We start from the raw sequence: 24151 nt of genomic DNA, 5'->3' as shown, positions 1-24151 counted from the left end.
GCAACCAATTACTTTTTAGCAACTAAGCCCAAGATTGCAGACATGCCGGTATGCCTTGGCCCCTCTGAGAGCTCTTTCTCATAACTCATTAGTTCAAGTATCTGAAAGTCTTTAGCAAGGCTTCTAATTAATTCTTCAGTGTAGAGGTGTTCTATTAAGCTTGGTCCACCAGTTTTATATTCCAACTGCTTTGGAGTGTAGCCCTGCAGAATAAAGATACCGCCAGGCTTGAGGGCCTCATAAGTTTGCTTAAAGATGCGCTCACGCATTACTGGATCAGCAAACTGAATAAAGATGCCAACCACTGCATCATAAGTATTGGCTTGCCATGCAAAACTATCCGTATCTGAGAATGAATACTCAACCTCAACTTGATTGTCTTTGGCAAACTGCTTTGCTTTAGCTAGCGCAATATCAGAAGCATCAAAACCAACTACCTGCATTCCTTGTTTAGCAAGCCAGACACCATTACGCCCCTCGCCATCAGCGATGCAAAGGACTTTGTCTTTTGACTTCAGATACTGATTTGCCTTTTCAACAAGATATTCGTTGGGCTCTTTGCCAAAGATGAATTCTTCTTTATCAAAGCGTTCATTCCAGAACTGGGTAGCGTCAGAGAAACCCATGGGCTTATCTTGATGGATCTGATTATTTTTTGAGTCCACCAACGAGGTCATTCTTTAAATCGTTGATGTTTTCTAGACCAACTGCAATACGCACTAAGCCATCCGTAATGCCAGCAGCTTTTCTGGCTTCAGGCGGCACGCGGCAATGCGTTGTTGTTGCTGGATTGGTGATAGTTGTACGTGTGTCACCTAGGTTTGCTGTAATCGAGCAAAGCTTGGTTTGGTTAATGAGCTTGAACGCAGCTTTCTTGCCGCCCTTCAGCGTGAAAGACAGAATCGCCCCGCCCTCTTTTTGCTGGCGCTTAGCCAATGCATGTTGAGGATGCGACTTCAAGCCTGGATGGTATACACGCTCGACACCAGGCTGCTTCTCTAGCCATTGAGCTAAGGCAAGCGCATTCTGGCTTTGTTGCTTCATACGAAGCTCTAAAGTCTCGAGGCCCTTTAGGAATACCCAAGCATTAAATGCAGACAGTGTTGGTCCTGCGGTACGCACATATGGGAATACTTTACCCATGATGAAGTCTTTGCTACCCACGATCGCACCACCAACCACTCTGCCTTGACCGTCCAAGTACTTAGTGGCTGAATGAATAACGACATCCGCACCAAGTGCCAATGGTTTTTGCAAGGCGGGCGTACAGAAGCAGTTGTCTACAGCAAATAATGCTTTTGCTTTTTTGGCGATCTTTGAAATTGCTTTGATGTCCGCAATCTCAGTCAATGGATTGGAAGGTGTCTCTAGATAAAAGAGTTTGGTATTTGGTTGGACAGCAGCTTGCCATGACTTGGTATCAGCCAAATCAACATAAGTCGTAGTAATGCCAAAGCGACCCAAGATATTGGTGAACAACTGAATTGTTGCACCAAATACGGAGCGAGAGCAAACAACGTGGTCACCTGCCTGCAGATGCGCCATCGCCAATGTCATGATGGCAGCCATTCCAGAAGCAGTTGCAATACAAGCCTCGCCACCCTCTAGAGCAGCCAAACGATCTTGGAACATGCTGACTGTTGGATTGGTAAAGCGGGAATAAATAAAACCTTGATCAGCGTGAGCAAATCCATCTGCTGCTAATTCAGCGCTATCAAAGCAAAAGCTTGAAGTGAGGAACATCGCCTCGGAGTGTTCTTGATACTCAGCAGTACGACGTGTGCCAGCGCGAACCGCTAGGGTCTCTAGGGCCAGCTTAGAAAAATCAGGTTTTTTGCGTGTGGTTTTGCTCTTCATGATGCTATTTTGACACCGAATTGAGGAATTGCCTCGTGTGAGGCAATATCCTGTCGCTTTTTAGTCTTCGGTAGCTAAATGCAGGTGAAGCTGGGAGCGAGCGAAGTCACTCGAATCCTTTTGACGGTCGGCCTTAGCAGCTGAAGTATTTCTGGCAGCTTCCAAAGCATCCAAATAGGATTCGGTAATATCGCCCGTGACATAGAAGCCATCGAAGCAAGAAGCCTCAAAGTTCTGAATATCCGGATTAACATCCCTTACTGCCTGCTTCATGTCTTCAATACTTTGATAGATAAGTTGATCCGCACCAATCATCTTGTTGATTTCTTCATCAGTGCGGCCATAAGCAACCAATTCACTACGTGTAGGCATATCAATGCCATAGACGTTCGGGAAACGCACTGGAGGCGCAGCAGAGGCAAAGATCACTTTCTTGGCACCAGATTCGCGAGCCATTTGTACGATCTCGAAGGAGGTAGTTCCGCGCACGATAGAGTCATCCACGATCAGCACAGTCTTATCTTTAAACTCGATACGCATCGCATTGAGTTTTTGACGAACTGACTTCTTACGAACAGCCTGCCCCGGCATGATGAAGGTACGACCGATGTAACGGTTTTTAAAGAAGCCTTCGCGGTAATCCACACCTAAATTCTTGGCTACCTGCATTGCTGCTGGACGGCTTGAGTCCGGAATCGGCATCACCACATCGATCTCGTCGACATTGGTCTCTTTGCGAATCTTCTCAGCCAAGTAATCACCCATGCGCATACGCACGTTATAGACAGTGACGCCATCAATGGTGGAGTCTGGGCGAGCCATGTAAACATACTCAAAGATGCAAGGAGTAAGCACTGCATTAGGTACACACTGACGTGAATAGAAATTGCCATCCAAATCAATATAGATTGCTTCGCCAGGATTGACGTCACGTACAAATGTGAAGCCCAAGCCTTCGAGAGCAACAGACTCAGATGCAATCATCCACTCAGGGCCTTGCGGCGTATCAATTCTTCCAATACAAAGAGGACGAATGCCGTACTGATCGCGGAAAGCCAACAAACCATAGCCGGCAATTAATGACACAACCGCATAAGAACCTTTAACGCGACTGGTGACTCCAGTAACGGCATTAAACATTGCGCTCTCATCAAGAGCTGCGCTATTGGTTTCTTTTTGTAGTTCGTCAGCCAATACGTTCAGCAATACCTCAGTATCGGAACTCGTATTGATGTGACGACGATCACGATACGCCATCTCAACACGCAGACTTGGCGCATTGGTTAGATTGCCGTTGTGCGCCAAGATGATGCCGTATGGTGCGCTGACATAAAAGGGTTGCGCCTCTTCTTCGCTGCTTGCTGAACCAGCGGTTGGGTAACGCACCTGACCAATACCCGCATTACCTACTAGGCTGCGCATATTGCGTGTTCTGAAAACATCTCGTACTAAGCCGTTGGCTTTATGCATCGTGAACGAATTACCGTTCATCGTCGCAATACCTGCGGCATCTTGACCGCGATGTTGCAAAAGCAACAAGGCATCATAGAGAAGTTGATTTACTGGTGAGTGGGAAACAGTTCCGACGACGCCGCACATATCTCTAGATTCCTATTGTTAATTTAGGAGTAATGGTAGGGGTAACTTTAGGCATTGCATCACCCATTTGCTTTGCCCAGTCGGCAGGAAGCCAACCTTTAATTAAACCGGTTGCCATATCAATTGCTGGTCTGGTAATGGCATTTTTCCAGGCCATACTTTGCGGAATGGGAGTGAGTGCAGCCAAGGTAGCAAGCACTACAACGATCAAGCCACCACGAATCACACCGAAAATCAAACCCAAAAAACGGTCAGTCAAGCTCAGACCTACTGACAAGATAATTTTTTGCACTACCCCACCAAACAAGCCACAAATGATGAGTGTCAATATAAACAGAATGATGAAACTTACACCCAAACTAAGCAACTCATCCAGGTGAAATGTAGACAGCCATTCTGTAGAAAGATAATTGCTGTAGTGATAGGCAACCCAAGCTGCAGCAAACCAAGATGCTAAAGCAAGCACCTCTTTAAACAGGCCGCGTGAGATACCAACCAAAGCGGAGATCAAGAGCACAACTAGGGTGAAGTAATCCACCGATGTTAGCTTGAGGGTGGATAAGTATTCCATTACTGCTTACCGGATTCGACGAGTCTTGGTGACAGACCCATCGCCTTAATTTTCTTCTCCGCTGCTTCGGCGGACTCTTTATCGGTGTATGGGCCTGCTCGCAGTACATACAACTTAGCACCATCAGTACCAGTCTTATTTAAGACATAGTTTGGAATCTTTTGATCTTTGAGTTTTGCAATCCAACCTTTAGCACGCTCTTCCGATGCAAAAGCACCAATCTGAATAACGTACTTACCTGAACCGTTTGTAGTGGTAGGTTTGGTTGCGTCATCTGTTTTTGGCTTGTCTGCTTTGGCAGCACTGGCAGCAACTACTTCTTCACCGGCCGCCAAACCTAATGCGCCAGATTTATTTGCTGCGGGCGGCGCTGGCTTAACTTCGGTCTTGGCATCCGGTTTTGTTTCCGGCTTTACTTCAGGCGCAGGTACGGGTGCTGCTGCAACTTTGGGTGCTTCTTTAGCACTCTCAACAGGGGCTTCTGCTTTTGGTTTTTCTTCAGGCTTAGATTCAGTGCCGGGGATTGGCAAGCTGGTCACGATATTTACGGCGATATCGTTTGGAGCTAACTTGGGCTTGCTATCCAAAATACGAGGTAGGCCAACTACTGCAATTAAGACCAATACAGCTGCGCCTATCAGACGATGACGCGCTCTTTGTTGTTCTGGATCTTCGGTTAGGGCTAACTCTTCAGCTTCTGCTGCACGCTGAAAACTACGTGGTGCCGCTCTTTTGGCGGTGCGACCACCCCTTGAATCAAATTCAAGGTCATCAGACTGGGTTTTTCGCTTAAAAAAGCTTGGTAAACGAATCATGGATCAGTGGGCCTGGTTGTTTCGGTAAGTCATTACGCCTGCAACGGTATAGAAGGATCCGAAGGTGACAATTCTATCACCCTCACCAGCCTGAGATAGCGCTTTTTGATACGCTAAAGCGGGATTTTCAAAGATTTCGATGCCACCATCTGACCCATTTTTAGGCTTTACACCCATGCTTTCAAGCTTCTGGGCTAGGAACTGCCCTGAAGCCGCCCTAGCTGTCGGTAAATCCGTGCAAAACCAGAAATCCACGATATTCAAAAGGGGCTTAATGACGCCTTCGATATCTTTGTCGGCCATTGCCCCAAAAATGGCATAGGTATAGGGGTGATAGCCCATCTTATCCAGACCTTGAGCCAAGGTAGCTGCGGCATGGGGATTGTGAGCCACGTCCAAAACGACCGTAGGCTGTCCAGGAAGAACCTGAAAGCGACCAGGCAGCTCCACTAGAGCAAAGCCATTACGTATGTCCTGAGCACTTACAGGCAAGCGCTGATGCAGCGCCATTAAGGCGGCAATAACAGCGGATGCATTAAGAATCTGATTGGCGCCACGCAGTGCTGGATAACCAAGACCACTAAAGCGCTTTTTACGCCCTGCCCAACCCCACTGCTGTTTATCACCTTGGAAGTTGTAATCACGTCCCTGCAACCAAAGATCACAACCCAGCTTTTCGGCATGGTCGATGAGTGTTTGTGGTGGCACAGGGTCACCACACACCGCAATATGTCCCGGGCGGAATATGCCAGCCTTCTCCAAACCAATCGCTTCGCGTGTCCCACCTAAGAAATCCGCATGATCAATATCGATACTGGTCACGATCGCGCAATCAGCGTCAACAATATTGACAGCATCTAAACGACCGCCCATACCCACTTCTAATACAACGGCATCTAGATTCGATTTAGAAAATAGATGCATGATGGCTAAGGTGGTGAATTCAAAATAAGTCAACGTTGGCGCGTCAACCAAACTAACGCGCGCATTTTCTACAGCAGCGAAATGCTCAAGCAAGATATTGTCTTTAACATCCTCGCCATTGATACGAGCGCGCTCATTAAATTGCAGAAGATGTGGTGAAGTGTGGCAACCAACACGGTAACCGGATGCGAGAAGAATGCTTTCCAAGAAGGCGCAAGTGGATCCTTTGCCATTGGTGCCAGCAACCGTAATCACTGGACAATCGAAATGCAAATCTAATGCTGCCTTCACACGATTAATACGCTCAAGCCCCATATCGATACCGACAGGGTGAGCAGTTTCGAGGTGGCTAAGCCAAGCCTGTAGGCTAGAAAATAAAATGGGGGCTTGGTGTGCGGAGCTCAAGCGCTTAAACGGCTGCGCTACCCGCTATCGCAGGCTCAGGAAGCTTTTGCAGCAAAGCCAGCAAACGGGCAATTTCACCACGCATCTGACGACGATCAACAATCATGTCAATGCCGCCCTTTTGCATCAAGAATTCTGAACGCTGGAATCCCTCTGGTAATTTCTCACGCACAGTTTGTTCAATCACGCGAGGACCAGCAAAACCAATCAAAGCTTTAGGCTCCGCCATTACAACGTCACCCATGAAGGCAAAGCTCGCGGAGATACCACCCATCGTTGGGTCTGTAAGAACGCTGATGTAGGGCAAACCTTTTTTGGCTAATAAGGTCAACATCGAATTGGTCTTAGCCATCTGGAACAGAGATAACAAACTCTCTTGCATACGTGCACCGCCAGTAGCAGTGACACAAATGAATGCACACTTCTTATCAATTGCCTCTTGGACACCGCGGGCAAAACGCTCACCCACTACAGAACCCATCGAGCCACCCATGTATTGGAATTCAAAACATGCAGCAACTACAGGAATCGTTTCAATCTTGCCGCCCATCACAATCAGAGCTTCAGATTCACCAGAAGCATCGTTTGCTTCTTTAATGCGGTCTGGGTATTTTTTGGAATCTTTGAACTTCAGTGGATCGGTTGGATAAATATCTGCACCGATTTCATAGCGACCTTTTTCATCTAACAGACTGTCTAAGCGTAGACGTGCACCGATGCGCATGTGGTGACTGCATTTTGGGCAGACTGATAAATTCGCTTCGATGTCAGTGCTGTAGAGAACAGTTTCGCAACCGGGGCACTTAACCCACAATCCTTCAGGAACTGATTTGCGATTCGCAGGATCAGTGTGTTGAATTTGGGGTGGGAGTAATTTATCTATCCAGCTCATTAGTTTTTAACTATCCAATGCGTCGCGAATCTCACGAATGAAGGTTTCCAGTGATTGTACCGCCTGGCCAGGGGGCGCATCCTCTAAAAGGCGAATAATTCGGCTACCAATCACCACAGCATCAGCGCTGGCCGACACAGCCTTGGCGCTAGCGGCATCGCTAATTCCGAAGCCTACGGCGATTGGAATATCGGTTTCTTCACGGATTTTCGGGATGATGCTGGCTACGTCCTGGGTATTGAGGTGAGATGCACCTGTAACGCCCCGCATAGAAACGTAATAGATATAACCAGAAGCTATTTTGGCAGCTTCTTTTATACGTTCATGGGATGAAGTCGGTGCCAATAAGAAGATCGGATCAATACCTGCAACGCGCATACGAGCTGCGAAATCAACACACTCCTCTGGAGGGTAATCAACCACTAGAACACCGTCAACACCGGCAGCTTTTGCTTCAGTTGCAAAACGCTCTGCTCCCATTTGCTCAACTGGATTTGCATAGCCCATCAACACCACTGGAGTGTTGGCGTCCTTCTTGCGAAACTCTTTCACCATCTCTAAGCAGCTATGCAAAGTGACGCCATGCGTTAATGCGCGCTCTGATGATCTTTGAATCACTGGACCATCTGCCATTGGATCTGAAAATGGCACACCTAATTCGATCACGCTTGAACCACCGCGTACCAATGCATGCATGAGTTCAACAGTTTGTTTTGGATCTGGATCGCCGGCAGTAATGAAAGGAATTAATCCTTTTTTACCTGTTGCTTTTAGCTCCTTAAAGAGCGCTGTAATTTTTGACATAGCTATTTTATTTTTCTATTTTTATTTTTTCTTTTTAGCCTTCGGAGCCTGTTGCTTGAGCAACGGTATGCATATCTTTATCACCACGACCAGATAGGTTAACCAAGATCGTCTTGTCTTTTGGCAATGTCTTAGCCAGCTTGCAGGCATAGGCAATGGCGTGAGAAGACTCAAGCGCAGGAATGATGCCTTCAATACGGCAACAGTCATGGAATGCTTGCAATGCTTCTTCGTCTGTAATTGCCACATAGTCTGCACGACCAGAATCTTTTAACCAAGCGTGTTCAGGGCCTACTCCCGGATAGTCCATGCCAGCAGAAACAGAATGGGTTTCAGAGATCTGACCATTCTCATCTTGCAATAAGTAAGTGCGGTTGCCATGCAATACACCAGGCTTACCTACGCATAACGCTGCAGAATGTAAGCCACTGCCTAAGCCATGACCCGCTGCCTCAACACCAACAAGTTTTACCTCTGGGTAATCAATGTACGGATAGAAAATACCCATCGCATTTGAACCACCGCCTACACAAGCGAGAACGAAGTCCGGTTGACGACCAGTCATCTCCGGCATTTGCACTTTGCACTCTTCACCAATCACGCTTTGAAAATCTCTCACCATCATTGGATAAGGATGCGGTCCTGCAACAGTGCCAATAATGTAGAAAGTATTGTCGACGTTCGTAACCCAATCGCGCATCGCTTCATTGAGCGCGTCTTTCAAGGTCTTTGTGCCAGATTCCACTGGAACGACTTTGGCGCCGAGCAACTTCATGCGGAATACGTTTTGCGCTTGACGAGCTACATCAACAGAACCTTGATAAACCGTACAGTCCAAGCCAAAGCGGGCGCAAATAGTAGCTGTGGCAACGCCATGCTGCCCTGCTCCAGTCTCAGCAATGATGCGGGGCTTACCCATACGCTTAGCCAACATTGCTTGGCCAATCACGTTATTAATCTTGTGTGCACCAGTGTGATTTAAATCTTCACGCTTGAGATAGATCTGCGCACCACCGAGCATTTCACTCCAACGCTTAGCGTGATAGACCGGTGATGGTCTGCCTACAAAGTGCTTAAGTTCGTAATGAAACTCTTCAATGAATTCTGGATCGTGTTGATATTTTGCATAAGCCTCTTTGAGCTCATCCAATGCATACATCAATGTCTCAGAAACAAATACGCCACCATAGGGACCAAAGTGTCCTCGTGCATCTGGCTTATCGTACATAACTACCTCTTTTGATTTGGTTACAGCAAATTATTGGGATGATGTTTTCGCATCAGCTGCGCGCACTGCCTGGATAAATTGAGCCATGAGCGCAGGATCTTTAACACCCCTGCTGATTTCTACGCCACTACTGACGTCAACCGCGCAAGGATGCAGGCGTGCAATCGCTTCGCCCACGTTGTGCACGTTCAATCCACCACTCAAAACGACCCGAGGCGCGTTTTCGCTTACCCATGTCTGCGGTATTCCTTGCCAATCAAAAGGAACGCCTCCGCCACCATATCCCTCGACGAGGGCATCCAGCAGAAAAGCGTTTGCTTGACCATATTGTAGGGAAAAATCATCAAAAGCGAAGCCTGTTCCTACACGGGCGGCCTTCATCCAGGGCTCGCCAGCAGCAAGCTGGGCACAGCGCTCTGGGGTCTCATCCCCATGAAACTGCCATAAGGTGATCGAGGCAGCAGCCCGAATAGCGGCAAATTGCTCATCTGTTGCGTTTACAACCAATCCAACAGCATCTACCCCTGCTGGGAGCCTAGAAATGAGCTGGGCAGCGATATTGGGGCTTACAGCCCGCACACTTGGGGGATAAAAGACAAAGCCAACCGCATCCACGCCTGCAGCAACGGCTGAATCCACGTCAGCAGACGTCTTTAAACCGCAGATTTTGACCCTAGTTCGGCCGGGAGAATGTGTCAGTAAGCCCATAAATGAATGATAAGGCCTGGGGCCTATTATTTCTCTTGCTTCCCGATAACCTTGGCGGGTAGCCAGGAGTTTTCCAGCAATGGCTGTGGAATGGCAAATTCTTCGGGATAAGTAATTTTGGCTAAGTACAGACCATCCGCCATAAAGGTCGGAGCGGCAATTTGCCGATTCTTGGCTGCCAACACTTCTGTCATCCATTCTGGCTTTTGTCTGCCCTGCCCGATTTGCAAAAAGCATCCAACAATATTGCGGATCATATGATGCAAAAAGGCATTTCCACGGATTCGAAAATAAACCCAAGGCTGCTCAGAAATAATCTCAATGGAGTAAATCGTTTTTACTGGGGTTTTACTCTGACACTCGGATGAGCGAAATGAACTGAAATCGTTCTCGCCAATTAAACATTCAGCGGATTTTTTCATTGCATCTACATCAAGCCAATTGCCTAGCGGCAGCATTAAATATCCAGCACGCGAATGCGACATTGGTGAACGACATGGTCCAGCCTGTAATGCGTAAATATATTCGCGCTCATATGCTGAGAAACGCGCACTAAATTCATCGGAAACGGGTTTAGCCCAGTTCACCACAATCGATGGTGGCAAGAAGGAGTTGACACCTCGTACCCATGAAAAATCTTCCCGCTCGACATTGGTATCAAAGTGCACAACCTGCCCCAGAGCATGAACTCCAGTATCCGTTCTACCTGCGGTGATGGTGTGTATGGGATGTTCTGCACTCGCCTGCTCACCAACAAAAGCAGAGATTGCTTTTTCTAATTCGTCTTGTACGGTGTTGTGATTGACCTGAGTTTGCCAACCAGAATATGGGCTGCCGTCATACTGAAGGCCAAGGGCTATTCGCATATTAGGTATTGCGATGCGAGATTTCTGCCAACAAGCCCTGTGCTTCAATGGTAATTGCAGGGTCAACCGAATTGCTCATGCGGAGTACTTCATCCAAAGACTTTTTAGCGGCAGAAAAATCTTCAATCGTGATGTAAGCGCGTGCCAAATTGAGTTTGACGCGCAAGGTATCCGCCAGAGAATTAGAGGCTGGGACTTCCGTAACAGATGGCACTACATTTGCTGGCTTTGAAAGATCAAGGTCGATTCCCTCAAACAATGCCTTAGCACGAGCTGGCATTTCAAAAGAAGATCCTGTAGCAGGTTTCTCTTCTTGATGTCTTTCTTCTTTGCTTGCTTGATGGGTATGCGTAAGAATACTTGGCGCCTCTGAACGACGAGCATTACGAGCTAAGCCCCACAGAAGTAGACCAGTTAGTGCGATTAAGCCAATGGCCAAAATAGCTGGGCCAAAGCCACCTAAGCCAAAATTACTATCTACCGCCTTCTTCTCTTTTGATTTATCTAAGAGTCTTTGTAGATCGGCAATATTCTTTTCTAATTCAGCGACACGGGCTTTAGTTTGCTCAAGCATCTTCTCTTGAGCGACCAACTCTTCGGTGTAACGACGCTCTTGCTCATTACCCTCAGCACTTGAACCAATCTTTAAGCGATCTTTAGGTGCTACTTCCCCCGGCTTGGCGGCATTTGATCCAGTGCCTGCATTGGCACCCTTTCCATCATGCTCAGCACGCCACTGTTCATTGGCATCAGCAACAAATTGATTTGCTTCTGCAGGACTGATTGAGCGCAACAATGCCTGACTTGGCTTAGTTAACTCAGCGCCAGCAGCCAGGCGATTAATGCTGCCGCTAGCAAAAGCATCCGGATTGGCTTTATACAAAGCCATCATGGTTTGATCAAGAGTGGCGCCCTCTAGTTGAGGTGCAATGGTGGCAGCAATCTCAGATAAGGTTTGACCTGGCTTTACGGTGATTTTTTGTACATCACCCAGCAATAAAGTAAATGTCTTAGTGAGGCTTCCGCTCGACCAATTGAGATTTACCAATACATCTAGAAATGGATCATCCGTCATAGGAACAGAGTCAACGGTTTCAACGAGCACCATTAACCGCTCTTGACGATTGCGATACACCATCGCTTGTGGATTTAACTGCAGTATCTTTTGAGAGATTCCGAGGCGCTCATATGCAGCCTTATTCGGCATCGCCACATTCAGACCGGATAGAGCGGCCTGCTCATCAGCCCCTACCCGAATAGGAATTTCTACTCGCAATGGTTCGCCTGGGCGAGACTGGAGTTGCGGCGCACCTAAGGAGATTGCAGCGGCGTTGAAAGACCAGCTTAGCCAAACAAAGCAAAGGAGCTTTAAAAAGCTTGATTGGCTAAGACGTAGCATCAACTTCAGATTACTTTTCGAGCAAAATGCGGAGCATGCGACGCAATGGCTCAGCAGCGCCCCACAGGAGTTGGTCGCCAACCGTAAATGCACCTAAGTACTCTGGACCCATTGCCATCTTATGCAAACGACCGATAGGTACAGTCAGTGTGCCGCTGATAGCTGCAGGAGATAAATCACGCTCAGTTGTTTCACGATCATTTGGAACCACTTTGACCCACTGGTTATCAGCGGCCAAAATTGCTTCGATCTCTTTGAGTGGAATATCTTTTTTGAGCTTTACAGTCAAACCTTGTGAGTGGCAGCGCATCGCACCAACACGCACACATAAGCCGTCAATTGGAATACTGCCTGGCGTGCGGAATGCTGGACGACCCAAGATCTTATTGAACTCAGCTCCACCCTTCCACTCCTCTTTAGTTTGACCGTTCTCAACAGGCACATCGATCCAAGGAATCAAGCTACCTGCTAATGCGGTGTTGCGGAAGTTTTTCTTCGGAAAGTCAGAAGAGCGCAATGTCTCAGTAACTTTGCGATCAATATCCAAAATCCATGATGATGGGTCAGCCAATTCAGTAGCAACGCTGTCACGCAATGCGCCCATTTGCAGGAGCAACTCGCGCATGTTCTGTGCACCAGCACCAGAAGCCGCTTGGTAAGTCATGGCGCTAATCCACTCAACCATGTCAGCCTTCACCAGACCGCCCATAGCCATCATCATTAAGCTCACGGTGCAATTGGCGCCGATCCAATTCTTGCCACCAGCAGCTAAAGCTTTATCAATCACTGGACGATTCACTGGGTCCAAGACCAATACAGCATCATCTTTCATGCGCAACGCACTGGCAGCATCAATCCAATGACCATTCCACCCTGCAGCGCGTAGCTTAGGGAAGATGTCGTTGGTGTAGTCGCCACCCTGGCATGTCAAGATGATGTCACAACGTGACAATGCTTTGATGTCATTGGCATCTTGCAAAGTGCTTTCACTCTTAGTAACTTTTTTACCATTAAGTAGTGGCACTTCACCACCGGCTTGGCTGGTGCTAAAAAATACTGGCTCAATTAGATCGAAATCCTTCTCAGCGAGCATACGTTCCATAAGAACGCTACCAACCATACCGCGCCAGCCAACTAAACCAACCAAAGGTGTTTGTGTATTTGCCATGATGTTAACTATCTAGTGAATTTGATTTCTGTTTAAGTTTGTTATGTTTCTTATACAAGTGCTGCAACAACAGCATCGCCCATTTCAATGGTTGATACTTTTTTCGTACCTTCGGTATAAATATCAGCCGTACGCAATCCTTGCGCCAATACTTTCTGAACCGCCTTTTCAATACGGTCCGCTTCACCAGGCATTCCTAATGAATAGCGCAACATCATGGCAGCAGACAAAATTGTTGCCAATGGATTGGCGATACCTTTACCGGCAATATCCGGCGCAGAGCCATGACTTGGCTCATATAAGCCTTTATTGTTCTTATCCAAAGAGGCAGAAGGCAGCATACCAATCGAGCCAGTCAACATAGCTGCTTCATCAGACAGAATGTCACCAAACAAATTACCGGTGACTACTACGTCAAATGCCTTAGGCGCTTTAACCAACTGCATTGCAGCGTTATCGACATACATATGCGACAACTCAACGTCAGGATACTCTTTTGAAATACGAATCATCACTTCACGCCAAAGTTGTGAAGTTTCTAATACGTTCGCTTTATCAACGCTGCATACTTTCTTGCCGCGCTTGCATGCCGCTTGAAAAGCAACATGTCCAATACGCTCTACTTCTGGCTCGCTATAGTGCATAGTGTCAAAGCCTTCACGAGCACCTTTAAACAAGGGTAACTCTGAAGTACGAATACCGCGCGGCTGACCAAAATAAATATCGCCATTAAGTTCACGCACAATCAAAATATCTAAGCCGCCAATAATTTCTGGCTTAAGACTTGATGCAGCAGTCAGCTCTGGGTAGCAAATCGCTGGTCTGAAGTTGGCAAACAACTCTAAATGTTTACGCAAACCTAAGATCGCTTGTTCAGGACGTAGTTCGCGCGCAAGGGTGTCGTACTTCCAATCCCCTACCGCACCAAACAAAATAGCATCGGCTTTTTTAGCTAGCTCTAGAGTTGCCGGCGGCAAAGGATGACCAGCAACGTCATAAGCAGCTCCACCAACTGGAGCTTCTTCTAAATCAAACTTTGGGCCAAGGGCTTGGAGAACTCGAACGGCTTGAGCAACGATTTCCGGGCCGATACCATCGCCCGGTAGAACTGCAATTTTCATGAAAGGCCTTTAAATCAACGAAATTACGGCAATTGTGTCGCAAGCCAAGGCATCTTGAGGATGCGCTCAGCTTCATAAGCCTTGATTTTATCTGCATGTTGCAGAGTTAAGCCAATATCGTCTAAGCCATTAAGAAGGCAATACTTCCTAAAGGGGGCAACATCGAAGCTATAAGCGGTGCCATCAGGGGCAATGACTTGCTGAGCCTCTAGATCAATCGTCAACTGGTAACCATTGAAAGCCATGGTTTCATTAAAGAGGTGATCAACCTGCATTTCAGTCAAAACAATGGGTAAAACACCATTTTTGAAGCAGTTGTTATAAAAAATATCAGCAAAGCTTGGGGCGATAACCGCTCTAAAGCCATATTGGTCTAAAGCCCATGGCGCATGCTCACGGGAGCTGCCACAACCAAAGTTCTTACGGGCCAGCAAAATGCCTGCGCCTTTATAACGAGGCTGATTGAGGACAAAGTCTGGATTAATCGGACGAGTGCTGCAGTCTTGACCAGGTTCGCCATGGTCTAAATAGCGCCACTCATCAAAGAGATTTTGCCCAAAGCCAGTCTTTTTAATGGACTTTAAGAATTGCTTTGGAATGATGGCGTCGGTATCCACGTTCTCGCGATTAAGCGGAGCAACTAAACCTTTGTATACCGTAAATTTTTCCATGATTCGACTTTTGCTCTATTTGCTCTAATGATTTACTTCACAGGAGTAACGACAACGTCCTTACCCTTTGTTTGAGATTGATTGCCTTGTTGTGTATTGCTTGATCCGCCCATGGAAGTTCCCATGTTTTGCAAATCCTTACCCATGCCTTCCATTGTGCTGCTACAGGCTGAAATCACCAAGCCAGCAATGCCAATAATGGCCAATCTGGAAATTAAAGAGAGTGAAGAAAATTTCATCGATCAGTTTCCTTATGAAATCTTGCGAACGTCAACAAAGTGACCTTCGATTGCAGCAGCAGCTGCCATAGCAGGACTTACTAAATGAGTACGGCCGCCATTACCCTGGCGACCTTCGAAGTTACGGTTAGAAGTTGAAGCGCAACGCTCGCCTGGCTCCAAGCGATCAGCATTCATTGCTAAACACATAGAGCACCCTGGCTCACGCCATTCAAAACCTGCGGCTTTAAAAATGCGATCCAAACCTTCACGTTCCGCCTGAGCTTTAACCAAACCAGAACCTGGAACCACAAGAGCCAACTTCACATTGGCCGCCACTTTCTTGCCTAAACGATCCACCACTTTTGCGGCAGCACGGATATCTTCAATGCGGCTGTTTGTACAAGATCCAATAAATACTTTATCAATAGCGATGCTACTGATAGGTGTATTTGGATTGAGGTTCATATACTGCAACGCACGCTCCATAGCAGAACGCTTGTTTGGATCACGTTCTTTTTCTGGATCAGGAACGCGGTCGCTAATTGCTAGAACCATTTCTGGAGATGTTCCCCAAGTAACTTGTGGAGCGATTTCTTCAGCACGCAGTTCAACCACAGCATCAAATTTTGCATCTGGATCAGAGTGCAAAGTTCTCCAATACTGCAAGGCTTGCAACATCGCAGGGCCCTTAGGCGCATACGGACGACCTTGAATGTACTCAATGGTTGTTTCATCTACAGCAACTAAACCAGCACGTGCGCCAGCTTCAATTGCCATATTGCATAAAGTCATGCGCCCCTCCATCGAAAGCTCGCGAATAGCTTCGCCAGCAAATTCAATGGTGTAACCAGTGCCACCAGCTGTACCAATCTTGCCGATCACGGCAAGAACAATATCTTTAGCGGTAGAGCCTGGCTGTAAACGGCCATCGACTTTTACCAACATGTTCTTGCTCTTTTTCATGAGCAAGGTTTGCGTAGCCAATACGTGCTCGACCTCTGAGGTGCCGATACCAAACGCCAAAGCACCAAAGGCGCCATGAGTACTTGTATGAGAATCTCCGCAAACCACTGTCATACCAGGCAAAGTTGCGCCCTGCTCTGGTCCAATCACGTGAACAATCCCTTGACGGGTATCGTTCATTTTGTATTGGGTAATACCAAAGGCATCGCAGTTTTGATCTAAGGTATCAACTTGCAACTTAGAAATTGGATCAGTAATGCCTTCAGAACGATCCGTTGTTGGAACGTTGTGATCGGATACCGCCAGATTGGCGGAGATGCGCCAAACAGGACGGCCAGCTAAATTTAAACCTTCAAATGCCTGAGGGCTGGTTACCTCATGAAGCAACTGACGATCAATATAAATCGTGGCTGTGCCATCCTCTTCAGAGTAAACAACGTGGTCATCCCACAATTTGTCATAAAGCGTACGAGACATGAGTGACCTTAAAAAACCTTATTTACGAACTGTAATGTTTGGAACCTTACGTGCTGTTTCGCCAACATACAACTGACGTGGACGGCCAATCTTGTACTCAGGATCAGTAATCATTTCTTCCCACTGAGCAATCCAGCCTACTGTTCTTGCCAAAGCAAAAATACAAGTAAACATTTCTGTTGGGATGCCTAAAGCGCGTTGAACGATTCCTGAGTAGAAGTCTACGTTTGGATAGAGCTTGCGACTTACGAAGTAGTCATCTTCCAAAGCAATCTTCTCGAGAGTCATTGCCAACTTGAACAATGGGTCATCTTGCAAGCCCAATTCATTCAATACTTCATAGCAAGTCTCACGCATCAATTTAGCGCGTGGGTCAAAGTTTTTGTAAACGCGGTGACCGAAGCCCATCAAGCGAACGCTAGAGTTCTTGTCTTTTACTTGAGCGATGAACTCATGAATCTTATCTACGCCACCTTGAGCTTGAATCTCATTCAACATCTGCAAGCAAGCTTCGTTTGCACCACCGTGCGCTGGGCCCCAAAGGCAAGCAATACCAGCAGAAATCGCTGCAAATGGATTTGTGCCTGAAGAACCGCACAAACGCACAGTAGAAGTAGAAGCGTTTTGCTCGTGGTCAGCATGCAATGTGAAGATGCGATCCAAAGCGCGTACCAATACTGGGTTCACTTTGTACTCTTCACATGGTGTTGCGAACATCATGCGCATAAAGTTTGCTGTGTATGACAAAGAGTTATCTGGATAGATAAATGGCTGCCCCACGGAATACTTATAAGCCATCGCTACTAATGTAGGCATCTTTGCGATCAAGCGAATTTGGGCAACTTCACGTGCATGCGGATCGCTGTAATCAATCTCATCATGGTAGAAAGCAGCCATTGCACCAACCAAGCCAGTCAACACAGACATTGGATGCGCATCACGACGGAAGCCACGCAAGAAGAATTGCATTTGCTCATGAACCATGGTGTGGTGCATGACCATTTCATCAAATGCTTTTTTCTCAGTTGCGTTTGGCAATTCGCCATTGATCAAGAGGTAGCAAACTTCTAAGAAGTCACAGTTATTTGCTAAGTCTTCAATTGGGTAACCGCGATAGAGCAACTCGCCCTTGTCGCCATCGATGTAGGTAATTTTGCTATTGCATGATGCAGTAGACAGAAAGCCTGAATCGTAAGTGAACTTACCGGTCTGACCATAGAGCTTACGAATGTCAATTACGTCAGGACCTACTGTCCCTTTGTAAATTGGCAGATCAATATCTGGTGTTCCATCCGAAAACGAGAGTTTTGCCTTGATGTCCGATTCAATCATTTCTAATCCTTAGTCATTCAAAATTATGATTAATACACTATTCATTCATGCATCTATACGCTTACCGCACCAAAAGGTTGAATTACTTCTCTCTCAACCTCTGTAAAACCAGTTTGAAAGAGTTTGTTTGCATCTCTTTCTCCAAGCTTGCTACAGAATCTTTGCGACCAATCAATAAATCCATTAAGTCGTTGTCATCTAGAGCCAATAGCTGGGTTAATACTTTTCCATCTTCAACGCTTAACTGAGTGCCATAGCGCTCAAAGAAACGCTGCAGAATTAAATCGTTCTCTAGCAAGCCCCTGCGAGCGTCACTTTTTAAACGATATAACTCTGCATTGCCGAGGGTCATACTGCCCTACGAACCATCAACTCCTTGATCTTGCCAATTGCCTTCGTTGGGTTCAAGTGCTTAGGACAAACGTCCACGCAATTCATGATGGTATGGCAACGGAACAAGCGGTATGGGTCTTCTAAGTTATCTAAACGCTGCGCAGTTTCTTCGTCGCGGCTATCGGCAATAAAGCGATACGCCTGCAACAAGCCAGCTGGACCAACGAACTTATCTGGATTCCACCAGAATGATGGGCATGAAGTTGAGCATGATGCGCACAAGATGCACTCATACAAACCGTTCAACTCTTCACGCTCTTCAGGACTCTGGAGACGCTCTTTTTCAGGAGGCGGATTATCGTTTACCAAGTAAGGCTTGATAGACAAGTATTGCTTGAAGAACAAAGTCATGTCGACGATCAAATCGCGCACAACTGGCAAGCCAGGCAATGGGCGCAATGTGATGACCTTAGGCAAAGTCAACATATTGGTCAAACAAGCCAAGCCGTTTTTACCGTTGATGTTCATTGCATCTGAACCGCACACGCCTTCACGGCATGAACGACGATAAGAAATGGTTTCGTCTTGCTTCTTCAAAGAAATCAAAGCGTCCAACAACATGCGCTCGCCAGTGAGTTCTAACTCATAGCGTTCCATGCGTGGAGCTGCATCGACATCTGGATCGTAGCGGTAAATTTCGAATATACGGATATCACTCATTTTCTATTTCTCTTCGCTTAGAAAGTACGTTCTTTTGGAGGGAAGGACTCAACCGTTAAAGGCTTCAAAATAACTGGCTTGTATGTAAGCTTATTGCCTTCGCTGTACCAAAGGGTATGCTTCATCCAGTTCTCATCGTCACGATGCGGATGATCATCATGTGAGTGAGCACCACGACTTTCTTTGCGAGCTGCCGCAGAAATCATAGTTGCGTTTGCAGTCTCAACCAAGTTAGCCACTTCCAAAGCTTCAATACGTGCTGTATTGAAAATTTCAGATTTGTCTTTAACCCATAAGTGCTTAGCGCGCTCAGTCAATTTAGCCATTTGACGAACACCTTCGTCCATCAACTCTTGATTGCGGAATACGCCAGCATATTTCTGCATGCACTTGCGAATATCGTTTGCAACGTCTTGTGCGTACTCGCCTGAAGTTGAGTTATCCAACTTCGCAATACGCTCCAATGTTTGCTCACCAGCATTAGCAGGCAATGGCTTGAATTCGCGATTCTTGAGATCAAGGCCAACAATGTGGTTACCAGCAGCGCGACCGAATACTAAGAGATCGAGCAATGAGTTTGTACCCAAGCGGTTCGCGCCGTGCACAGAAACGCATGAACACTCACCAATTGCATACAAGCCATTCACGATTTCATTGTGAATACCATTTGCAGGCACAACTACTTGACCATTGATGTTGGTAGGAATACCACCCATCTGATAGTGAATTGTTGGCACAACTGGAATTGGCTCTTTAGTAACGTCAACGTTAGCAAAGTTGATACCAATTTCATAAACAGAAGGCAAACGCTTCATGATCGTGTCGGCACCAATGTGTGTCAAATCGAGCACAACATAGTCACCGTTAGGACCGCAACCGCGCCCTTCTTTAATTTCTTGGTCCATTGAGCGGGATACGAAATCGCGTGGAGCCAAATCTTTCAATGTTGGCGCATAACGTTCCATGAAACGCTCGCCATCTTTGTTACGCAAGATACCGCCTTCACCACGGCAACCTTCTGTCAACAACACACCTGCACCAGCTACGCCAGTTGGGTGGAATTGCCAGAACTCCATATCTTCCAATGGAATGCCAGCGCGAGCTGCTAAGCCCATGCCGTCGCCGGTATTAATGAATGCGTTAGTTGATGCGTCCCAAATACGGCCTGCACCACCAGTAGCCAACATCACAATCTTGGCTTCCAGGATGTATACCTGGCCAGTTTCCATCTCGAGAGCAGTTACACCAACAACATCACCGTCATCATCACGAATCAAATCGAGCGCCAACCATTCAACAAAGAAATTGGTTTTTGCGCGGACGTTACGTTGGTACAAAGTGTGCAACATTGCGTGGCCAGTACGGTCAGCAGCAGCACAAGCACGTTGCACAGGCTTCTCGCCATAGTTTGCTGTGTGACCACCGAATGGACGCTGATAAATCGTGCCATCTGGGTTACGGTCAAACGGCATACCAAAGTGCTCTAACTCATAAACAACTTTTGGAGCTTCACGACACATAAACTCGATCACGTCTTGGTCACCTAACCAGTCGGAACCTTTGATGGTGTCGTAAAAGTGATAGTGCCAATTGTCTTCACTCATGTTGCCCAATGAAGCACCGATACCACCTTGTGCAGCAACAGTGTGTGAACGTGTTGGGAAAACTTTTGTCAGAACAGCAACATTCAAGCCGGCTTCAGCCAACTGCAATGAAGCGCGCATACCTGAACCACCTGCTCCAATAATCACCGCATCAAAACGGCGGCGTGGCAATGATTTTTTAATTGCAGTCATCGAATTACACTTTCCACAAAATTTGAACGGCATAGGCCGCACAGGCTACGAGATACAAAACGGTTAACACTTGAAGTGTCAAACGAATGCTGACGGGCTTGATGTAATCCATCCAGATGTCACGCACGCCAATCCAAGCGTGATAGAACAAGCTGATGAAAGCCAAGAGTGTTAACAGCTTCATTACTTGACCGCTGAACAAGCCAGACCAGCCCTCGTAGGAGGCGCTACCAGTGATGCAGTAGTCAACTAACAAAACAATCGTAAATACCACCATCACAATCGCAGTAACGCGTTGGATGATCCATTCTTTAAGGCCGTAATGCGCACCGACAACTAAGCGCTTTGGTCCGATTTGATAAATAGGCATGAGATTTCCTTAAATGATTAGCGCTTAGTACAAGCCGAACATTTTGAGACCAACTACTGCAGTCAAAGCTAGACCAATAACAAGAACAATAATGGCCGAACGATTAGCTTCAGACTTCTCTACGCCGATTTCTAAATCGAGCAAGAGGTAGCGGATACCAGCACAGAAGTGATGTAAAAAACACCAGATCAAACCGAGGCAAATAATTTTTACCAAGATGTTGCCGGTAAAAGCCTGGAATTTTTGATAGCTCAACTCAGAGGCAACGCTCTGATCGAAGAGATACAAGATAAATGGCAATAAGAGGAACAATGCTGCTCCACTAATGCGATGAAGAATTGACACTTTACCGGCCCAAGGAAGGCGGTATTTAATCAACTGGGCAAGACCAATATTTTTATAAACAGGTCTATCTTTTTTTACTGCTTGCTGTGAATCAACCATGGGTAATCTCTATCTTTAGGTGGAGGTTCAGTGTGGTTTTGTTGTATCGCAACATATTCTATTGGAAACCTTAGGGGTGGTGGGGATTTTTTGGCGTTTAAAGGGGTTAATTACTGGTTTTTACTGATTTGCTTAGTTCAATTTGTTCTCGTAATGCTGCTCTGAAGTGTCGTATCTAGCGTGACGAATTTCTACTGGTTTATTCCCGTAGGTAAATGCCACCCGCTCTACAGAAAGGAGTGGCGCACCCTGCGGTAAATGCAGGTGCTTCGCTAAAGTCTCATCAGCAGCCACAGCCTTGATCTTTTCTTCTGCGCGCACCATGTGAGTAGCGTACTGACCCTCATAAAAGGCATATACCGGGCCATGCCAAGCATTGAGAACCTCTAAATCTAAGCCCTTAAAGCGCGCCCCAGGAAGAAAAATCTCTTCAAAAACAATGGGTTTACCCGCAAAGCTCTGCACCCGGTCGATATGAATGATGGGGTCGCCTGCCTTTAATTTAAGCAAATTGGCCACATAAGGGCTTGCTTTGGTGTTTTCGCAGGATAAAAACTGATTGGTAAGATGAAATTTCTCGCCGGAGTCTGGGGCTAAGCGTAAAAAACGGTACTGCCAGTCATCCTCTTGATGGGTGGCAACAAAAGTACCCTTCCCTTGGCGACGCACTAGGAGGTTTTGGGCGGCAAGCTCATCAATTGCCTTGCGAACCGTACCCTGGCTGACGGCATAACGGGCTGCCAGCTCCATTTCACTGGGGATAGCCTCGCCTGGAAGCCATTCAGAGGCTTGCAAACTGGTCAAAATCATCGCCTTAATCTGCTCGTACAGAGGGCTAAATGAGGCAACAGGCAAAGTCACATCAGACAAATTAACTCCAGACCGCGTCAATTGGATAAAATTCTAGGTAATTCTAGTCTTATATAAGACATCATTGACAGTGTAAAGCTAAAGTCCCTACACTTGAATGGATAATAGAAAAGTTTTCGTAAATTAACCCTCTTAACCTTCTTCTGGAGTTATTAGTAATGGCAAAAGCCCCAATGCGTGTCGCCGTAACCGGTGCAGCCGGTCAAATCGGATATTCCCTTTTATTCCGTATCGCCAATGGCGACCTTTTGGGCAAAGATCAGCCCGTAATCTTGCAATTGCTTGAGATTCCTGATGAAAAAGCACAAAAAGCCTTAACTGGCGTGATGATGGAGTTAGAAGACTGCGCATTCCCGCTCTTGGCAGGCATGACAGCTCACTCAGATCCAATGACAGCGTTTAAAGATATCGACGTTGCCCTTTTAGTTGGCGCACGTCCACGCGGTCCTGGCATGGAGCGTAAAGATCTACTCTCCGCTAACGCACAAATTTTCACAGCACAAGGTAAAGCATTGAATGCTGTTGCTAAGAAGACTGTAAAAGTATTGGTTGTTGGTAACCCAGCAAACACTAACGCTTACATCGCTATGAAATCTGCTCCAGATATTCCTGCGAAAAACTTCACAGCAATGTTACGTCTCGACCACAACCGTGCACTCTCACAATTGGCTAACAAGTTGAATAAGCCTGTTGCTGATATTGAGAAATTAGTTGTTTGGGGCAACCACAGCCCAACAATGTATCCAGACTATCGCTTTGCAACCATCGATGGCAAGTCAGTTAAAGACTCTATCAACGATGCAGCATGGAACAAAGATGTATTTATTCCTACTGTTGGTAAACGTGGTGCAGCCATCATTGAAGCTCGCGGCCTTTCTTCTGCAGCCTCTGCAGCGAACGCAGCGATTGATCACATTCATGACTGGGTACTCGGTACAAACGGCAAGTGGGTAACTATGGGTATTCCTTCTAAAGGCGAATACGGCATTCCTGCTGAAGTGATTTATGGCTTCCCAGTAGTTTGCGAAAACGGCGAATACAAAATGATCGAAGGTTTAGAGATCGATGAATTCTCCCGTGAGCGCATGACACACACCTTGAATGAATTACTCGAAGAGCAAGCTGGCGTTAAGCACCTGCTCTCATAAGGAAAATTCACACATGAAAAAAAATCTTCTCGCCATTAGCGTAGTACTTGCAAGCCTTTTAGGCGCTGTAAATGCTAGCGCTAGTGAAGAAGTAATTACATGGACTTGTCAGGAAAGCAAGCAGTTCAAAACTACTGGCACTACTGAAAAGGTTCGCTTAACTTGGGAATCTAAATCTTATGATTTAGAGCGCCAAACTTCATTGCCAGGCAGCTTGCGTTACAAGAATATGAACTCTGGTTACGATCTTGTAGTGCTAGGTAACAAAGCAATGTTGTTTAACATCAAAGCAGGTGTACGTCTTGCCGATTTCTGCCAAACAGCAGAAATGAAATCTGGTAAGTTGCCACACTTGTTTGCTGGTGCGGAACCATTTGTGCAGAATTAATTTCTCACGTTGCATTAATTAAAAAAGCCGAGGATTCCTCGGCTTTTTTATTACTTAGTTT

26 protein-coding genes are annotated in these 24151 nt (G+C 46.5%); 2 read left to right on the top strand and 24 right to left on the bottom strand.

The genetic code is table 11. From position 1 onward, the window contains the following. Positions 1–8: 8 nt before the first annotated feature. The 24 genes from ICN10_RS08535 to ICN10_RS08420 all read right to left on the bottom strand — a co-directional run bounded on the left by ICN10_RS08535 (position 9) and on the right by ICN10_RS08420 (position 22545). A complete protein-coding gene (locus ICN10_RS08535) occupies positions 9–626 on the bottom strand; it encodes a bifunctional 2-polyprenyl-6-hydroxyphenol methylase/3-demethylubiquinol 3-O-methyltransferase UbiG (RefSeq protein WP_216214610.1) in 618 nt (205 codons plus the stop codon). 22 nt (positions 627–648) lie between these two features. After that, positions 649–1857: an O-succinylhomoserine sulfhydrylase gene (locus tag ICN10_RS08530; RefSeq protein WP_216214608.1), complete on the bottom strand. Its 1209-nt coding sequence runs from the start codon at positions 1855–1857 to the stop codon at positions 649–651. 60 nt (positions 1858–1917) lie between these two features. After that, positions 1918–3456, bottom strand: coding sequence for an amidophosphoribosyltransferase (gene purF / locus ICN10_RS08525; protein ID WP_216214606.1), 1539 nt, complete (start codon positions 3454–3456; stop codon positions 1918–1920). A gap of 4 nt (positions 3457–3460) precedes the next feature. Beyond that, a complete protein-coding gene (locus ICN10_RS08520; protein ID WP_216214605.1) occupies positions 3461–4027 on the bottom strand; it encodes a CvpA family protein in 567 nt (188 codons plus the stop codon). Further along, complete coding sequence (locus tag ICN10_RS08515; RefSeq protein ID WP_216214603.1) at positions 4027–4842, bottom strand: SPOR domain-containing protein; 816 nt, start codon at positions 4840–4842, stop codon at positions 4027–4029. Before ICN10_RS08515 ends, ICN10_RS08520 begins: the two co-directional genes overlap by 1 nt. Positions 4843–4845: 3 nt before the next feature. Next, positions 4846–6171 (bottom strand): bifunctional tetrahydrofolate synthase/dihydrofolate synthase, encoded by a 1326-nt coding sequence (gene folC / locus ICN10_RS08510; protein WP_216214601.1) that lies wholly within the window; start codon positions 6169–6171, stop codon positions 4846–4848. A 4-nt stretch (positions 6172–6175) separates the two neighbouring features. Beyond that, positions 6176–7063 (bottom strand): acetyl-CoA carboxylase, carboxyltransferase subunit beta, encoded by an 888-nt coding sequence (gene accD / locus ICN10_RS08505; protein ID WP_216214599.1) that lies wholly within the window; start codon positions 7061–7063, stop codon positions 6176–6178. A gap of 6 nt (positions 7064–7069) precedes the next feature. Further along, the gene (gene trpA / locus ICN10_RS08500; protein WP_128113432.1) at positions 7070–7867 is read right to left on the bottom strand and encodes a tryptophan synthase subunit alpha; all 798 of its coding nucleotides are present in this window, start codon (positions 7865–7867) and stop codon (positions 7070–7072) included. A gap of 34 nt (positions 7868–7901) precedes the next feature. Continuing rightward, positions 7902–9095 (bottom strand): tryptophan synthase subunit beta, encoded by a 1194-nt coding sequence (trpB, locus tag ICN10_RS08495; protein WP_068321388.1) that lies wholly within the window; start codon positions 9093–9095, stop codon positions 7902–7904. Between the two features lie 30 nt (positions 9096–9125). Further along, positions 9126–9803 (bottom strand): phosphoribosylanthranilate isomerase, encoded by a 678-nt coding sequence (locus ICN10_RS08490; protein WP_216214597.1) that lies wholly within the window; start codon positions 9801–9803, stop codon positions 9126–9128. 26 nt (positions 9804–9829) lie between these two features. Further along, positions 9830–10669, bottom strand: coding sequence for a tRNA pseudouridine(38-40) synthase TruA (truA, locus tag ICN10_RS08485; protein WP_216214594.1), 840 nt, complete (start codon positions 10667–10669; stop codon positions 9830–9832). A 1-nt stretch (position 10670) separates the two neighbouring features. Continuing rightward, positions 10671–12068: a FimV/HubP family polar landmark protein gene (locus ICN10_RS08480; RefSeq protein WP_216214593.1), complete on the bottom strand. Its 1398-nt coding sequence runs from the start codon at positions 12066–12068 to the stop codon at positions 10671–10673. Between the two features lie 10 nt (positions 12069–12078). Further along, positions 12079–13236 carry an aspartate-semialdehyde dehydrogenase gene (gene asd, locus ICN10_RS08475; protein ID WP_216214591.1) on the bottom strand — a complete coding sequence of 386 codons (1158 nt, stop codon included), beginning with the start codon at positions 13234–13236 and terminating at the stop codon, positions 12079–12081. 50 nt (positions 13237–13286) lie between these two features. After that, positions 13287–14357 carry a 3-isopropylmalate dehydrogenase gene (leuB, locus tag ICN10_RS08470; RefSeq protein ID WP_216214589.1) on the bottom strand — a complete coding sequence of 357 codons (1071 nt, stop codon included), beginning with the start codon at positions 14355–14357 and terminating at the stop codon, positions 13287–13289. A gap of 23 nt (positions 14358–14380) precedes the next feature. Further along, a complete protein-coding gene (gene leuD / locus ICN10_RS08465; RefSeq protein ID WP_068321370.1) occupies positions 14381–15028 on the bottom strand; it encodes a 3-isopropylmalate dehydratase small subunit in 648 nt (215 codons plus the stop codon). A 32-nt stretch (positions 15029–15060) separates the two neighbouring features. After that, complete coding sequence (locus tag ICN10_RS08460; RefSeq protein ID WP_216214587.1) at positions 15061–15267, bottom strand: hypothetical protein; 207 nt, start codon at positions 15265–15267, stop codon at positions 15061–15063. Positions 15268–15279: 12 nt separating this feature from the next. After that, positions 15280–16689, bottom strand: a complete 1410-nt coding sequence (leuC, locus tag ICN10_RS08455; RefSeq protein ID WP_216214580.1) for a 3-isopropylmalate dehydratase large subunit — start codon at positions 16687–16689, stop codon at positions 15280–15282. Positions 16690–16707: 18 nt separating this feature from the next. Then, positions 16708–18021: a citrate synthase gene (gene gltA, locus ICN10_RS08450; protein ID WP_068321361.1), complete on the bottom strand. Its 1314-nt coding sequence runs from the start codon at positions 18019–18021 to the stop codon at positions 16708–16710. Positions 18022–18103: 82 nt separating this feature from the next. Further along, positions 18104–18373: a succinate dehydrogenase assembly factor 2 gene (locus ICN10_RS08445; RefSeq protein ID WP_216214578.1), complete on the bottom strand. Its 270-nt coding sequence runs from the start codon at positions 18371–18373 to the stop codon at positions 18104–18106. Beyond that, the gene (locus ICN10_RS08440) at positions 18370–19074 is read right to left on the bottom strand and encodes a succinate dehydrogenase iron-sulfur subunit (RefSeq protein WP_062308838.1); all 705 of its coding nucleotides are present in this window, start codon (positions 19072–19074) and stop codon (positions 18370–18372) included. The genes ICN10_RS08445 and ICN10_RS08440 overlap by 4 nt, the downstream gene beginning before the upstream one ends. Positions 19075–19091: 17 nt before the next feature. Next, positions 19092–20870 carry a succinate dehydrogenase flavoprotein subunit gene (gene sdhA / locus ICN10_RS08435; RefSeq protein WP_216214576.1) on the bottom strand — a complete coding sequence of 593 codons (1779 nt, stop codon included), beginning with the start codon at positions 20868–20870 and terminating at the stop codon, positions 19092–19094. A 4-nt stretch (positions 20871–20874) separates the two neighbouring features. Continuing rightward, complete coding sequence (gene sdhD / locus ICN10_RS08430; protein ID WP_068321349.1) at positions 20875–21240, bottom strand: succinate dehydrogenase, hydrophobic membrane anchor protein; 366 nt, start codon at positions 21238–21240, stop codon at positions 20875–20877. 24 nt (positions 21241–21264) lie between these two features. Then, positions 21265–21684 (bottom strand): succinate dehydrogenase, cytochrome b556 subunit, encoded by a 420-nt coding sequence (sdhC, locus tag ICN10_RS08425; RefSeq protein ID WP_216214574.1) that lies wholly within the window; start codon positions 21682–21684, stop codon positions 21265–21267. A gap of 132 nt (positions 21685–21816) precedes the next feature. Further along, the gene (locus tag ICN10_RS08420) at positions 21817–22545 is read right to left on the bottom strand and encodes a GntR family transcriptional regulator (protein WP_240480891.1); all 729 of its coding nucleotides are present in this window, start codon (positions 22543–22545) and stop codon (positions 21817–21819) included. Positions 22546–22712: 167 nt separating this feature from the next. Between ICN10_RS08420 and ICN10_RS08415 the strand changes: the two genes are divergently transcribed. Further along, complete coding sequence (locus ICN10_RS08415; protein WP_215349315.1) at positions 22713–23702, top strand: malate dehydrogenase; 990 nt, start codon at positions 22713–22715, stop codon at positions 23700–23702. Between the two features lie 13 nt (positions 23703–23715). Beyond that, a complete protein-coding gene (locus ICN10_RS08410; RefSeq protein WP_216214573.1) occupies positions 23716–24090 on the top strand; it encodes a hypothetical protein in 375 nt (124 codons plus the stop codon). The last annotated feature ends 61 nt before the right edge of the window (positions 24091–24151 follow it).

The organism is Polynucleobacter sp. 86C-FISCH (assembly GCF_018882415.1).
GTDB lineage: Bacteria > Pseudomonadota > Gammaproteobacteria > Burkholderiales > Burkholderiaceae > Polynucleobacter.
This window is presented reverse-complemented; position numbering and strand designations above follow the sequence as displayed.

What these genes read in the sequence shown, in the direction of transcription:
- sdhD (WP_068321349.1), bottom strand. Translation starts at nt 21,240, where the DNA reads ATGCCTATTTATCAAATCGGACCAAAGCGCTTAGTTGTCGGTGCGCAT.
- sdhC (WP_216214574.1), bottom strand. Translation starts at nt 21,684, where the DNA reads ATGGTTGATTCACAGCAAGCAGTAAAAAAAGATAGACCTGTTTATAAA.
- ICN10_RS08480 (WP_216214593.1), bottom strand. Translation starts at nt 12,068, where the DNA reads ATGCTACGTCTTAGCCAATCAAGCTTTTTAAAGCTCCTTTGCTTTGTT.
- sdhA (WP_216214576.1), bottom strand. Translation starts at nt 20,870, where the DNA reads ATGACTGCAATTAAAAAATCATTGCCACGCCGCCGTTTTGATGCGGTG.
- leuB (WP_216214589.1), bottom strand. Translation starts at nt 14,357, where the DNA reads ATGAAAATTGCAGTTCTACCGGGCGATGGTATCGGCCCGGAAATCGTT.
- ICN10_RS08460 (WP_216214587.1), bottom strand. Translation starts at nt 15,267, where the DNA reads ATGAAATTTTCTTCACTCTCTTTAATTTCCAGATTGGCCATTATTGGC.
- ICN10_RS08530 (WP_216214608.1), bottom strand. Translation starts at nt 1,857, where the DNA reads ATGAAGAGCAAAACCACACGCAAAAAACCTGATTTTTCTAAGCTGGCC.
- ICN10_RS08440 (WP_062308838.1), bottom strand. Translation starts at nt 19,074, where the DNA reads ATGAGTGATATCCGTATATTCGAAATTTACCGCTACGATCCAGATGTC.
- purF (WP_216214606.1), bottom strand. Translation starts at nt 3,456, where the DNA reads ATGTGCGGCGTCGTCGGAACTGTTTCCCACTCACCAGTAAATCAACTT.
- ICN10_RS08535 (WP_216214610.1), bottom strand. Translation starts at nt 626, where the DNA reads ATGGGTTTCTCTGACGCTACCCAGTTCTGGAATGAACGCTTTGATAAA.
- ICN10_RS08515 (WP_216214603.1), bottom strand. Translation starts at nt 4,842, where the DNA reads ATGATTCGTTTACCAAGCTTTTTTAAGCGAAAAACCCAGTCTGATGAC.
- trpA (WP_128113432.1), bottom strand. Translation starts at nt 7,867, where the DNA reads ATGTCAAAAATTACAGCGCTCTTTAAGGAGCTAAAAGCAACAGGTAAA.
- gltA (WP_068321361.1), bottom strand. Translation starts at nt 18,021, where the DNA reads ATGATTGAATCGGACATCAAGGCAAAACTCTCGTTTTCGGATGGAACA.
- ICN10_RS08490 (WP_216214597.1), bottom strand. Translation starts at nt 9,803, where the DNA reads ATGGGCTTACTGACACATTCTCCCGGCCGAACTAGGGTCAAAATCTGC.
- ICN10_RS08445 (WP_216214578.1), bottom strand. Translation starts at nt 18,373, where the DNA reads ATGACCCTCGGCAATGCAGAGTTATATCGTTTAAAAAGTGACGCTCGC.
- ICN10_RS08520 (WP_216214605.1), bottom strand. Translation starts at nt 4,027, where the DNA reads ATGGAATACTTATCCACCCTCAAGCTAACATCGGTGGATTACTTCACC.
- leuC (WP_216214580.1), bottom strand. Translation starts at nt 16,689, where the DNA reads ATGTCTCGTACGCTTTATGACAAATTGTGGGATGACCACGTTGTTTAC.
- trpB (WP_068321388.1), bottom strand. Translation starts at nt 9,095, where the DNA reads ATGTACGATAAGCCAGATGCACGAGGACACTTTGGTCCCTATGGTGGC.
- truA (WP_216214594.1), bottom strand. Translation starts at nt 10,669, where the DNA reads ATGCGAATAGCCCTTGGCCTTCAGTATGACGGCAGCCCATATTCTGGT.
- leuD (WP_068321370.1), bottom strand. Translation starts at nt 15,028, where the DNA reads ATGGAAAAATTTACGGTATACAAAGGTTTAGTTGCTCCGCTTAATCGC.
- asd (WP_216214591.1), bottom strand. Translation starts at nt 13,236, where the DNA reads ATGGCAAATACACAAACACCTTTGGTTGGTTTAGTTGGCTGGCGCGGT.
- ICN10_RS08415 (WP_215349315.1), top strand. Translation starts at nt 22,713, where the DNA reads ATGGCAAAAGCCCCAATGCGTGTCGCCGTAACCGGTGCAGCCGGTCAA.
- ICN10_RS08410 (WP_216214573.1), top strand. Translation starts at nt 23,716, where the DNA reads ATGAAAAAAAATCTTCTCGCCATTAGCGTAGTACTTGCAAGCCTTTTA.
- accD (WP_216214599.1), bottom strand. Translation starts at nt 7,063, where the DNA reads ATGAGCTGGATAGATAAATTACTCCCACCCCAAATTCAACACACTGAT.